The 13,112-nt window shown below is 40.1% G+C and carries 15 protein-coding genes; all 15 read right to left on the reverse strand.

Features of this window, described 5'->3' with window-relative positions:
• Positions 1–8 precede the first annotated feature (8 nt).
• Positions 9–902: a ParB/RepB/Spo0J family partition protein gene (locus H9L42_RS09745; RefSeq protein WP_187303217.1), complete on the reverse strand. Its 894-nt coding sequence runs from the start codon at positions 900–902 to the stop codon at positions 9–11.
• A complete protein-coding gene (locus H9L42_RS09750; RefSeq protein WP_187303218.1) occupies positions 902–1,675 on the reverse strand; it encodes a ParA family protein in 774 nt (257 codons plus the stop codon). Before H9L42_RS09750 ends, H9L42_RS09745 begins: the two co-directional genes overlap by 1 nt.
• A gap of 117 nt (positions 1,676–1,792) precedes the next feature.
• Complete coding sequence (locus H9L42_RS09755; RefSeq protein ID WP_187303219.1) at positions 1,793–2,614, reverse strand: ParB/RepB/Spo0J family partition protein; 822 nt, start codon at positions 2,612–2,614, stop codon at positions 1,793–1,795.
• A gap of 87 nt (positions 2,615–2,701) precedes the next feature.
• The gene (gene rsmG, locus H9L42_RS09760; protein WP_187303220.1) at positions 2,702–3,412 is read right to left on the reverse strand and encodes a 16S rRNA (guanine(527)-N(7))-methyltransferase RsmG; all 711 of its coding nucleotides are present in this window, start codon (positions 3,410–3,412) and stop codon (positions 2,702–2,704) included.
• Entirely contained in the window at positions 3,409–5,286 is a 1,878-nt protein-coding gene (mnmG, locus tag H9L42_RS09765) for a tRNA uridine-5-carboxymethylaminomethyl(34) synthesis enzyme MnmG (protein WP_187303221.1), read from the reverse strand. The genes rsmG and mnmG overlap by 4 nt, the downstream gene beginning before the upstream one ends.
• Positions 5,287–5,301: 15 nt before the next feature.
• A complete protein-coding gene (gene mnmE, locus H9L42_RS09770) occupies positions 5,302–6,681 on the reverse strand; it encodes a tRNA uridine-5-carboxymethylaminomethyl(34) synthesis GTPase MnmE (protein ID WP_187303222.1) in 1,380 nt (459 codons plus the stop codon).
• A gap of 72 nt (positions 6,682–6,753) precedes the next feature.
• Entirely contained in the window at positions 6,754–7,566 is an 813-nt protein-coding gene (gene jag, locus H9L42_RS09775) for an RNA-binding cell elongation regulator Jag/EloR (RefSeq protein ID WP_187303223.1), read from the reverse strand.
• Positions 7,567–7,600: 34 nt separating this feature from the next.
• Entirely contained in the window at positions 7,601–8,311 is a 711-nt protein-coding gene (locus tag H9L42_RS09780; protein ID WP_187303224.1) for a YidC/Oxa1 family membrane protein insertase, read from the reverse strand.
• A 12-nt stretch (positions 8,312–8,323) separates the two neighbouring features.
• Positions 8,324–8,533 carry a membrane protein insertion efficiency factor YidD gene (gene yidD / locus H9L42_RS09785; RefSeq protein ID WP_187303225.1) on the reverse strand — a complete coding sequence of 70 codons (210 nt, stop codon included), beginning with the start codon at positions 8,531–8,533 and terminating at the stop codon, positions 8,324–8,326.
• Positions 8,534–8,546: 13 nt separating this feature from the next.
• The gene (rnpA, locus tag H9L42_RS09790; RefSeq protein ID WP_187303226.1) at positions 8,547–8,885 is read right to left on the reverse strand and encodes a ribonuclease P protein component; all 339 of its coding nucleotides are present in this window, start codon (positions 8,883–8,885) and stop codon (positions 8,547–8,549) included.
• A 53-nt stretch (positions 8,886–8,938) separates the two neighbouring features.
• Positions 8,939–9,073, reverse strand: coding sequence for a 50S ribosomal protein L34 (gene rpmH, locus H9L42_RS09795; RefSeq protein WP_187303227.1), 135 nt, complete (start codon positions 9,071–9,073; stop codon positions 8,939–8,941).
• 160 nt (positions 9,074–9,233) lie between these two features.
• Positions 9,234–10,313, reverse strand: a complete 1,080-nt coding sequence (locus tag H9L42_RS09800) for an ISAs1 family transposase (RefSeq protein WP_346726307.1) — start codon at positions 10,311–10,313, stop codon at positions 9,234–9,236.
• A gap of 79 nt (positions 10,314–10,392) precedes the next feature.
• Positions 10,393–10,977 carry a hypothetical protein gene (locus H9L42_RS09805; protein WP_187303229.1) on the reverse strand — a complete coding sequence of 195 codons (585 nt, stop codon included), beginning with the start codon at positions 10,975–10,977 and terminating at the stop codon, positions 10,393–10,395.
• A gap of 150 nt (positions 10,978–11,127) precedes the next feature.
• Positions 11,128–12,300 (reverse strand): ISAs1 family transposase, encoded by a 1,173-nt coding sequence (locus H9L42_RS09810; protein WP_187303230.1) that lies wholly within the window; start codon positions 12,298–12,300, stop codon positions 11,128–11,130.
• Positions 12,287–12,871, reverse strand: a complete 585-nt coding sequence (locus H9L42_RS09815) for a hypothetical protein (protein WP_187303231.1) — start codon at positions 12,869–12,871, stop codon at positions 12,287–12,289. The genes H9L42_RS09810 and H9L42_RS09815 overlap by 14 nt, the downstream gene beginning before the upstream one ends.
• Between the last annotated feature and the right edge of the window lie 241 nt (positions 12,872–13,112).

Below are 13,112 nucleotides of genomic sequence, written 5' to 3' on the forward strand. Positions count from 1 at the left end.
TTTTCATTCTATCCCAGTGATTTCAATAGTTCAATCAATCTCTCCAACTCATCTCGGCTATAATATTCGATTTCAATTTTACCCTTTTTTCCAGACTGATTCAGATTTACTTTCGTACCCATAATCTGTTTTAAATCGTCTTCCACTTTTCTTACATCCGCGCTTTTCTCTGCTTTTTTTCTGGAAATTTTCTTTTTAGGAGCATTTTCTTCCTTGATTATTTTTTCAATTTCTCTTACAGAGAGTCCTTCTTTTATTGCATATTCCGCAAGTTGAATCTGTTTTTCCGTATCCCCGATCCCCGCAATTGCCCTGGCATGTCCGGCGGAAAGCTGGTTTGCCAAGAGCATTTCTCGAATTTCAGACGGAAGCTTTAAAAGGCGAAGAGCATTTGTAATATACGGTCTGCTTTTTCCTACGCTTTTAGAAACCTGCTCTTGAGTCATGCCGAAATTCACGATCATCTGATTGAGTCCTTCTGCTTCTTCAACCGGATTTAGATCTTCTCGCTGCATATTCTCAATAATAGCAATAAGCATATTCTGCTCATCTGTAAATTCTCTTATGATACATGGGATTTCTTTCAGCCCCGCTTTTCTGCAAGCCCTCCAACGTCTTTCACCTGCAACGATTTCATATCCTTTATCCGCTTTTCGCAAGATAACAGGCTGTATCAAACCGTTTTCTATAATAGACGCAGCCAATTCTTCTAACTTTTCTTCATTAAAACTTTTCCGTGGCTGATTTTGGTTAGGCTTGATTTCATTTATATTAATAAAAGAAATTCCTTTTTCTTCGCTTTCTTCTTTTTTTGTAACAGAAATTTCCTGTGTGTCTATTTCAGAATTACTAAAAAGAGCTTCAAGCCCTTTTCCTAAACCTCGATTTTTTGGTGCTGCCATTACTCTTCTTCCTCCAGACTTAAGAATTCTTCAGCAAATTCCTGATAAGCCTGGGCTCCTGCTGATTTTGGATCATATTGCATAATAGGCATACCATAACTTGGGGCCTCTGCAAGTCTTACATTCCTTGGTATTACGGTTGTATAAACCTTTTCTTTAAAATATTTCTTTACTTCCTCAACTACTTGAACAGATAGATTTGTTCTTCCATCAAACATACTGAGAATTACACCCTGTATCTTTAAATTTGGATTCATATTTTTCTTTACAATTTCAATTGTGCTCATAAGCTGACTTACACCTTCCAGCGCGTAGAATTCACACTGAATCGGGATTAATACAGAATCTACAGCCGTCAGAGAGTTAATAGTCAGAAGACCCAAAGACGGAGGACAGTCAATAAAAATATAATCATAGTTTGGCTTAATCTGATCCAGCGCTTTTTTTAGTCTCTTTTCTCTACCTTTTAATTTAATCAATTCTACTTCAGCTCCGGCAAGTTGTACACTAGCTGGAATAATATCAAGGTTTTTTACTCCTGTCTGCACAATCGCCGTTTGTGGATCGATTTTATCTTCTACAAGAATTTCGTAAGAAGTATTGCCAAGTTCTTTTTTCGATAATCCAATACCGCTAGTAGTATTCCCCTGTGGATCAATATCGATAATCAAAACTTTCTTATCTTTGAGAGCCAGGCAAGCAGCCAAATTTATATTTGTAGTAGTTTTGCCTACCCCTCCTTTTTGATTGAATATTGCTATTGCTTTTCCCAAAATATATCCTCCTTAGAACAATCTATAAATTCCTTTTGTATAAATTGATTATATACTATTCATGTTTTTTTTACTATAGTTTTTACGAAAAAAAAGAATGTTTCACGTGAAACATTCTTATTGATTTACAATTTTTGCTTTTTCAGGAGATCTTTTTGAGCTATTTTTAGGGATTACTATTTTTACCTCATAATAATCTCCTTTATCTTCTTGCGTATACTTTGCCCCCTGTTCTACTTGAAAGATTTCGTTAAAAGTTTTGCGTATTGTATTAAGATATAATTTATAGCTAATATAGCTGATCTTATTTTTCTTTCGCTGTTCTTCCTGTTGTTTTTCCAGCACATCCTCTATAAATTTTTCGGTCTGTCTCACATTTAATCCATGTGAGACAACCTTCTCAATCACAACTCTTCTGGTCTCATCATCCGGAATTTTTAACAATGCCCTTGCGTGTCTTTCTGTAAGCTTATTTTCTATAAGAACTTTTTGAATATCCTCCGGTAAAGAAAGAATACGAATCTTATTCGAAATCGTTGACTGTTTTTTCCCTACCCTTTCCGCTACTTCTCCCTGCGTAAGGTTATATTCTTCCATAAGACGATAATACGCCTGCGCCTCCTCCATGTATCCCAGATTTTCTCTTTGTACATTTTCCACCAGTGCGATGATCGCCGCGTCCTTATCATCCGCTTCCCGAATAATAGCAGGTATCTTTGTAAGTCCTGCCATAATTGCTGCTCTCAGTCTTCTTTCCCCTGCAATCAGTATGTAAGGTCCGTTGTTTTGCTTTTTTAAAATAATTGGCTGTATCACTCCATATTTTACAATTGAATCTCTCAGTTCAAGAAGCTCTTCTTCGCCAAAACATTTTCTTGGCTGATCCGGATTTGTAACGATCAGATCAACTGGTATATCCGTTACTTTCTTAATCCACATATTGATCCCTCCTTGTTCTGATTCTATCTTAACAGGATTGGGACAAGGGCAAAAGAAATTTCGTTCAACAAAAAACCCCTAAAAAATCTATTTTAGGGGCTCTTTCGATGGTGTTCCCGCTTTTCTCGGATATTTTGAAGGGGTGCTGCCTGTTTTCTTAATAAAAATAATTTTATGATCCAAACGAAATCCATCCAAAATTGGCTGTTCTTCTTTTTTTACTTCACCCCCTAAAATCTGTATCGCCTTTCTGCTTTCCTTCAATTCCTCTCTAATATCCGGTCCTTTATATGCGAGAAACCAACCTCCCTTTTTAATAAAAGGAAGACAGTATTCAGAAAGAACGGAAAGATTCGCCACTGCCCTGGACACGCAAAGATCAAATTTCTGTCTGTATTTTTTATTTTTTGCCAACTCTTCCGCTCTTCCATGGATAGCCGTCACATTTTTAATTTCTGCCTTTTCACAAAGTTCATTTATAATTTTGATCCTTTTATTTAAGGAATCGATCAGGAGAAACTCTTTTTCCGGCGCGGCAATGGCCAGGGGAACTCCCGGAAAACCTCCTCCAGTTCCTACATCAATAATCGAATTTGAATTTTGAAATTCATCATAGGATACACATAATAAAGAATCCATATAATATTTTTCTATAAATTCTTCCGGATCTGTAATGGAAGTTAAATTTACCATTTTATTCCAACTTAAAATACCTTCCATGTATATCCTAAATTTCTCAATTCGAGAGCTGTCACTGGATATTCCTAATTGAGTCAGCGCTCTTTCTAACTGTTTCATATTTTCTTCCTTCTCATTTTTTCCAAATAAATCAACAGCACATTGATATCTGCCGGTGAAACTCCGGAAATTCTGGATGCCTGCCCCAAAGACACCGGCTTGAACTGGTTCAGTTTCTGCCTGGCTTCCAAACGGAGTCCTTCAACCTTTTCGTAATCAAAATCACTATCCAGCTTTTTATCTTCCAGCTTTTTAAATTTCTGAATCTGCTGCTCCTGTTTTGTAATGTATCCTTCATATTTAATCTGGACTTCCAACTGAGCTCTGGCGTGGTCGGAAAGATGAGGGCGATCTGGATCCGCAAAAGCCAGATCTTCATAATTTACCTGTGGGCGCTTCATCAGCTCTATCATAGAAATTTTCGTTTCCACTGGCGTGCTCCCTTTTTCGATCAGATATTCATTAATATCTTCCGGTGAAAGCATCTTCTTTTGCAGTCTCTTTTTTTCTTTTTCAATAATTTCCTTTTTTTCTACAAATTTCCTATAACGCTTTTCTGAAGCCAGTCCGAGGGCATATCCCTTCTCTGTCAAACGCAGATCTGCGTTGTCTTGCCTGAGAACCAGTCTATATTCCGCTCTGCTGGTCATTATTCGATAAGGTTCATTAGTACCTTTGGTCACAAGATCGTCGATGAGAACGCCAATATAAGCCTCGCTTCGATCCAGGATAAACGGATTTTTTTTGTCAATTTTCAAAACAGCATTGATCCCAGCCATCAACCCTTGCGCTGCCGCTTCCTCATAACCGGAGCTGCCGTTAAACTGGCCGGCACAGAAAAGATTTTCGATCTGTCGGTTTTCCAGACTCAGCTTTAAATCCAGAGGATCAATGCAGTCATATTCAATCGCGTAAGCAGGCCGCACAATTTCCAGTTGCTCCAGTCCAGGAATTGTTTTATAAAAAGCTTCCTGAACATCCTCCGGAAGGCTGGACGACATTCCCTGTATATACATCTCATCGGTTGTCAGCCCTTCCGGTTCAATAAATAACTGATGCCGTTTTTTATCCGCGAACCGATTTACTTTATCCTCTATGGAAGGACAATATCTGGGACCTACGCCTTCAATCTGCCCTCCAAAAAGAGCAGAACGGTGAAAGTTATTTCGAATAACCGTATGTGTATCTTCATTTGTATAAGTCAGCCAGCATGAAATCTGATCTTTCTCAAGCCCATCATTTAAAAAGGAAAACGGAACAATTTTTGAATCACCCTTCTGTTCCTGCATTTTCGAATAATCCAAACTTTTCCCCAGAGCCCTGGCAGGCGTACCCGTTTTAAATCTCCGCATAGGAAGACCGTACTTTCTCAAATTTTCTCCCAGTTCCATGGACGGAGCCAAACCATTTGGACCGCTGTCAAAAGCACTTTCCCCAATAAAAATCTTTCCCTTTAAAAAGGTACCTGTTGCCAAGATCACGGCTTTCGACCGGTATATAGAACCCGTCTTTAAAACGACGCCTTGCGCTCTTCCGTTTTCCAGGATCAGATCGATAGCCTCGCCCTGTTTCAAATGGAGATTTTCCTGATCTTCCAAAGTCTTTTTCATTTCCTCATGGTAACGATTTTTATCCGCCTGAGCCCGCAGGGAATGAACAGCCGGTCCTTTCGCCGTATTCAGCATCTTGCTCTGAATAAAGGTTTTATCAATATTCAGACCCATCTGTCCCCCCAAAGCGTCAATCTCACGAACAAGATGGCCTTTTCCTGTTCCTCCAATAGAAGGATTGCAAGCCATCATCGCTACCGCCTCAAGGTTAATCGACAGAATCAAAGTTCTTTTTCCCATCCTCGCGCAGGCCAGCGCCGCTTCACAGCCCGCATGGCCGGCGCCAACCACAATTACATCATATTCACCCATTAAATATGCCATCTTTTATCCTCTACTCTATTTTCCCAAACAAAATCTCGAAAAGACTTCGTTAATAATATCATCAGAAACTGTTTCACCCGTAATTTCACCCAGAGAATCATAAGCGCTTTTCAAATCCACTTCAATAAAATCCATAGCTTCTCTAGCCGCTGTCATTGACTGGGCATCTGCCAAGGAACTTTTCGCCTGTTCCAACAGATTCTTATGTCTTACATTTGTTACCATCAGACTGTCATTTTGCCGGACAGAACCGCTGTAAACCATATTTACAATTTCTTCTTCTACCTTCTCCACACCAAATCTGTCTTTTAAAGAAGTTTCAATTACAGAAGCATTTGGCATCTGCTCCTTCAAAAATGTTAAATCCCATTTTTTTTCAAGATCAATTTTATTTATCAGGACAATTGCTTTACGATCCCCGATATAATGGATAATTTCCTGATCTTCCTCTGAAAGCTCCCGGCTGACATCTAAAACAAATAGGATCAAATCTGCTTCATTAAAAGATTTTTTACTTTTTTCAATTCCGATTTTTTCAATCTTGTCATCTGTCTCGCGAATTCCCGCTGTATCGATCAGACGGACTGGTATATTTCGAATGTTGAGAACCTCTTCGATGGTATCTCTTGTAGTACCTGGTATTTCGGTAACAATCGCCCTGGTTTCTTTCAAAAGCTCATTCATCAGAGAAGACTTGCCCACATTTGGTTTTCCGATAATCGCTACGTTTAATCCCTCCCGAATCAGCCTTCCAGAATCCGCTGTAGACAAGAGTTTTTCAATCATATTGCTTATCTGCGATATTTCATCTTCCATTTTCTCATAAGTCAATTCTTCAATATCCTCATCCGGATAATCGATATTGACCGTCACGTTTACTAAAAGATCAAGAAGACTTGCCCTGATTTTTCCTACTTCTTCAGAAAGAACACCTTCCAGTTGTCCCATTGCCACATCAAAACTTTTGTCCGTCTTTGCCTTAATCAGATCAATCACTGCCTCTGCCTGAGAAAGATCCAGCCGTCCATTTAAAAAAGCTCTTTTCGTAAATTCTCCCGGCTCCGCAAGACGAGCCCCATTCCTTAAAACGAGCTCCAGGGTTTTCCTTAAGGAAACCATGCTGCCATGGCAGTTGATCTCCGCAACATCTTCTTTTGTATAAGTATGAGGTTCTTTCATGAAAACAGAAAGTACTTCGTCGACTACCTGACCGTCTTTCGGATCCATAATATGCCCGTAAGTCATTTTACGGTTTTCCATTTTCCAATCTTGCTTTCTATTCCGCGGAACAAATATTTTTTTTAATATGTCATAAGTATTTGGCCCGCTGATACGGACAATTCCTATTCCGCCTTCCCCGTACGCCGTTGCAATAGCAGCAATTGTATCTTCCATCGCCTATTACCTTTCTAATTTCTTTATTATGAAAAAGACCCGCATATGCTGCGGGCCGAGTCTGTTTCCACTTTATTTTGCCAGTTCAATGATTACCCTTCTGTAAGGTTCTTCCCCTTCACTCTTTGTGGTAACATTCGGGTTGCTCTGAAGGGTCGCGTGAATTACTTTTCTCTCATATGGATTCATAGGCTCCAGTCTCACACTCTTCTTTGTTTTCACAACTTTATCCGCAAGTCTGTTGGCCAGCTGTTCCAGGGTTTTTTCCCTCTTTGCTCTATAATTCTCTGCGTCTACTACAACCCGGATATATTTTTCGTTTTCCTTGTTCACCACAAGGCTCGTCAGATACTGAATGGCATCCAGAGTCTGTCCTCTTTTTCCGATCACGGTTCCGGAATCTTTCCCTTTTATATTCAGATAAACACTGCTGCTTCCTGTTTTAGCCGTAATATCCAGATTCAGACCCATTTTTTCCGTCAACTCTTTCAAAAAGGAAAGGGCCGGATGATCTTCTACCTCTACCATATTTTCTTCCGGTTCACGAGGAATGATTGTCTTTTTCTTTTCTTTTTTCTTTCTATCCTTCTTCCTCTTTTCCGTTTTTCGCTGTTCAAGAGCTTTGTCAGATTCCGCTGTTTCCTCAATCGTTGAAGGCTGTTCCTCTTTAATTTCCGGTTTCATTTCAGACACAGCTGTTTCTTCCACCACTTTTTTCTTTGGCTCCACTCTTACCTTAGCGAGCTTTGATCCTATACCGAAAAACCCCTTTGACGGCTCTTCCAGTACAGTCACTTCTACTTCATCTCTTTCCAGTTTTAAATCAATCAGGGCAAGTTTGACAGCTTCTTCTACGTCTGTACCCCACTTTTCTGAAAAATCCATATTTATTCCTCCGCATTATCAAAAAAGAAATTTACTATTTTTTCTTCTTTTTTGATTCCTCTTTGAGTTTATTTCTTACTGACTTCAGATGGATATTAAAGAAGATCTGCATGATCTGTCCCAAAGCCCAGTATAAAGCCAGGCCGGAAGGAAAAGATCTTCCCATCCATACGATCATAATAGGAAAGATGTACTTCATCATTTTCATCATCCCATTCATCTGAGCAGCGGTTCCGGTAGCTTCTTCCTGCTGCTGCTGATTCATGGAAAACGCGATGAACGTCGCAATACCTGCCAAAATCGGCAAAATCCATTTATCCGGCTGGCTCAGATCCATGATCCACAGGAATTCTTCATGAACAGCAAACAACATCGTATCGTCGTTTGTCATATATTCCATTGGTTGCCGGAGCAGAGCGAATAATCCCATAATAATCGGCATTTGAATCAACATCGGCAAGCATCCGCCCATAGGATTAAATTTTTCCTCTTTATAAAGCTCTGCCATTTTTATATTCAAAGTCTCTTTATCATTCGCGTATTTTCTCTGCAGAGCCAACATCTTAGGCTGTACCTCTGACATTCTGGCCATAGACTTTGTCTGCTTTATATATAATGGATAAAGACACATTTTTACAATAATCGTAAAAATAATAATTGTAATTCCGTAATTATTGATGAATCCATATAAAAAACTAAGTAACCAGCCAAGAGGTTCTGCTATTACTCCTAATATCGTGTACATTCATTTCCTCCACTATTTTAAAGGATCATAACCTCCCGGATGAAAGGGATGACACTTTAAAATTCTTTTAATCCCAAGATATGTCCCTTTGAAAAATCCGTATTTTTCCAAAGCTTGAATAAAATACACCGAACAAGTCGGATAAAATCTGCAAGTAGGTGGAAATAAAGGGGATATAAATTTCTGATACCCCTTTATTAAGAGAATCAAGATATGTTTCATTCTCATCACCTTCTTATTTTTTCAAGATACCGGATCTCCTGGTTGCGGCTTCAATTGATTTTTTCACATCCGCACATTTCAAATTAACAATTGTCTTTCTTGCTATAAAAATAATATCATATCCTACAGCAAGTCTTTCAAAAATCTGTCTGTAGCTTTCCTTCATGAGCCTGCGTGCTCGATTTCTTACTACACTGTTTCCTACTTTTTTGCTTGCTAAAAACGCGATTCGATTATAGGGAAGATTATTTTTTCTGCAAAAAACGACAACATAACGATCTCCAACAGACTTCCCTTTTTTATAAATGGAAGAAAAATCGCTTTTTTTTCGTAATACTTCTTTTTTTAGCATAGCTGCTCATCTTCACATGGTTCTCATAACAAAAAGACCACAATCCGCGGTCTCTATGCTGATAACACTTTTCTTCCTTTTGCCCTTCTTCTCTTTAAAACATTTCTACCGTTTTTCGTCTTCATTCTTTTTCTGAATCCGTGTTCTTTTTTTCTCTGTCTCTTTTTCGGCTGATAAGTCATCTTCATTTTTAAAACACCTCCTTCCTTCCTATCAAAAGCGTCAAAAAACGCGCATATAAAAACCCATGTACATATGCCCTATTATTATACATTTGAGTTTCTTTTCTGTCAACAAAAAACTGAAGTTTTCAACATGTTTATAGGGCAATCGCAAAGTCAGAGAGTTTTAATTTTCATATTTTTTCTCAAAGAGCAGTTTCTCTATCCTGTGTATATCATGCTCATTTGCCATAATAAACCGTTTCATTGGCTTATCTGAGTATTGCTCATCATATTTCTTCATCATCAGGCAGAATCTTCTTAATACAGCTCCACTTGTCATGGCTCCTTCTTTCCGCGCGGTTTTCTGGTCTTCCTTTAATTGCACATCTAACAGCCAGTGCTGCATCTCTATATTCCAATGCCCTTGTCGGATCTTTACCAGATTTTCTATATCCAACTCTTCCAGATTTGTGATCACGATCTGTCTGGAATGGCTTATCTCGCCTGTCCCTGTCTGAACCGTCTTTTTCTCTATGACCCCTATCCGGGCAATACTTCCATAAATCGATTCAAGCCCCAGCTTTTCATATAGAAACGATGTGTCTTGAATCAGTCTTCCTTTTATGCGTTCTATCCTTCCATGACTCTTGTTAATTTGTTCCACTCCGTCTAGCTTCTCATACTTCCCTTTCTGTTTCAGTCTCTCCAACTCTTCCTCTATCGTCCGCAGCAGCCTTTTCTGGTTTTCTTTTACCGGTATGACATAGCTTCCTCCCCTATCTACTATCGCTTGGATTACGGTCTGGTTACACCCCATTGCGTCTATAGTCACGATCGTCTTATTCAACTCAAACAGCTTCAGGTATTCCGGAAGACAGCTGATTTCATTCTCCTTCTCTCCCACTTCCTTCACCTTCAATCCAATGGATTCCCCCTCATACATTGCGTTTAGAAGATACCTCGGCTTTTCTCCTTTCCCTTTTTCGCTGGCCGCTCGTACCGCCTTCCCATCTACACGCAATATTTTCATGTCTTTGTATCTCTCGCAGATCTCCGGGAACATTTCTTTAAGCCACGCCCCCAGCGAAAACGACAGCTTCTCAAAACTGACCATTCGCAACAGCCTCGAAAAGGTGTCGTGGGAAGGCACCCGTTTCATCTGGGTTTTCTCCTTAAAATATTCGAAGTTCAGTTCCGCGTAAAAAGCAATATCGCTCCCTTCGCTGTGACCCGCCAGCACCGCGTAAATACAGATCAGCAGCAGATCTGCAAAACGTTAACGGATCCCTCTGGCCTGTCTCGGGTCTTCAATCTGCTCCACCAGAAAGATCAGTTCCTTTTCTTCATCGTATCTCATTTTCTGCGAGTCCCAGCCTTTCTAGCAATTCTCTTTGTACTTTCGTCAGTTCACTTTGAAAAACCATTTTCCCCATCCTGAAACTGCAAATATATTTCAGCGGCTCCAATTCTTCCAATGGGTATTCACAGATCTTGCTGATCGCTGTGATCTGGTTTGGGATCCCGATATGGAAGCGTTCGACCATTTCATCCACCGGATAAATCGTCACGTCTGCCCTGTCATTTAAAAAGGAATTATTGGATAAGTAAACGATCATACTGTAATAAAGATTCCTCCGCTCCTGCACAGGTCCGCTTCGCCTGCTGATATATTCCTCCTCAAATTTCAGCAGAAAATTTGTAAAGCCGCACTCCCGGATAACTACGTGCTCCGTATCAACCCTCGTTCTGTACAGCGGATGGAACCCCCACCGATCTATTTTCCCTGCCAGTCCCTTAATCTCCTGGACCGGATAATTTTTTCCTGGAACACGTTTGGAAGTCGCGTAGTAAGCGTAGTATGTGTCATTTACTTTTTTTACCACTGTCCCCTTTGGCCTGTACTGTTTTACATAATCTGGATATTTCATATATATGTATTATCATAATATACAATACAAGTCAAGCATAAATTAAGAGAGCAGCAGAAAATGTCGCTTTTCCTCTACTCTCTTTTCTACTAATTATGACTTTGCGATTGCCCTAACATGTTTATAGGGCAATCGCAAAGTCAGAGAGTTTTAATTTTCATATTTTTTCTCAAAGAGCAGTTTCTCTATCCTGTGTATATCATGCTCATTTGCCATAATAAACCGTTTCATTGGCTTATCTGAGTATTGCTCATCATATTTCTTCATCATCAGGCAGAATCTTCTTAATACAGCTCCACTTGTCATGGCTCCTTCTTTCCGCGCGGTTTTCTGGTCTTCCTTTAATTGCACATCTAACAGCCAGTGCTGCATCTCTATATTCCAATGCCCTTGTCGGATCTTTACCAGATTTTCTATATCCAACTCTTCCAGATTTGTGATCACGATCTGTCTGGAATGGCTTATCTCGCCTGTCCCTGTCTGAACCGTCTTTTTCTCTATGACCCCTATCCGGGCAATACTTCCATAAATCGATTCAAGCCCCAGCTTTTCATATAGAAACGATGTGTCTTGAATCAGTCTTCCTTTTATGCGTTCTATCCTTCCATGACTCTTGTTAATTTGTTCCACTCCGTCTAGCTTCTCATACTTCCCTTTCTGTTTCAGTCTCTCCAACTCTTCCTCTATCGTCCGCAGCAGCCTTTTCTGGTTTTCTTTTACCGGTATGACATAGCTTCCTCCCCTATCTACTATCGCTTGGATTACGGTCTGGTTACACCCCATTGCGTCTATAGTCACGATCGTCTTATTCAACTCAAACAGCTTCCGGTATTCCGGAAGACAGCTGATTTCATTCTCCTTCTCTCCCACTTCCTTCACCTTCAATCCAATGGATTCCCCCTCATACATTGCGTTTAGAAGATACCTCGGCTTTTCTCCTTTCCCTTTTTCGCTGGCCGCTCGTACCGCCTTCCCATCTACACGCAATATTTTCATGTCTTTGTATCTCTCGCAGATCTCCGGGAACATTTCTTTAAGCCACGCCCCCAGCGAAAACGACAGCTTCTCAAAACTGACCATTCGCAACAGCCTCGAAAAGGTGTCGTGGGAAGGCACCCGTTTCATCTGGGTTTTCTCCTTAAAATATTCGAAGTTCAGTTCCGCGTAAAAAGCAATATCGCTCCCTTCGCTGTGACCCGCCAGCACCGCGTAAATACAGATCAGCAGCAGATCTGCAAAACGATAACGGATCCCTCTGGCATGTCTCGGGTCTTCAATCTGCTCCAACAGAAAGATCAGTTGCTTTTCTTCATCGTATCTCATTGTCTTCTATTCCCAGCCTTTCTAGCAATTCTCTTTGTACTTTCGTCAGTTCACTTTGAAAAACCCGTTTCCCCATCCTGACACTGCAAATATATTTCAGCGGCTCCAATTCTTCCAATGGGTATTCACAGATCTTGCTGATCGCTGTGATCTGGTTTGGGATCCCGATATGGAAGCGTTCGACCATTTCATCCACCGGATAAATCGTCACGTCTGCCCTGTCATTTAAAAAGGAATTATTGGATAAGTAAACGATCATACTGTAATAAAGATTCCTCCGCTCCTGCACAGGTCCGCTTCGCCTGCTGATATATTCCTCCTCAAATTTCAGCAGAAAATTTGTAAAGCCGCACTCCCGGATAACTACGTGCTCCGTATCAACCCTCGTTCTGTACAGCGGATGGAACCCCCACCGATCTATTTTCCCTGCCAGTCCCTTAATCTCCTGGACCGGATAATTTTTTCCTGGAACACGTTTGGAAGTCGCGTAGTAAGCGTAGTATGTGTCATTTACTTTTTTTACCACTGTCCCCTTTGGCCTGTACTGTTTTACATAATCTGGATATTTCATATATATGTATTATCATAATATACAATACAAGTCAAGCATAAATTAAGAGAGCAGCAGAAAATGTCGCTTTTCCTCTACTCTCTTTTCTACTAATTATGACTTTGCGATTGCCCTAACATGTTTATGGTTCACATATGATAATGTCTTAGTATACCACAAAAGAAAATGTCCCGAATGTGGTATAATTATCCTCCTATGAGACTTATGAACAGGAGGAAATCATTATCAGAAAGGTAGAACT

It is taken from the genome of Zhenpiania hominis, from assembly GCF_014333425.1.
GTDB classification, from domain to species: domain Bacteria; phylum Bacillota; class Clostridia; order Peptostreptococcales; family Anaerovoracaceae; genus Hominibacterium; species Hominibacterium hominis.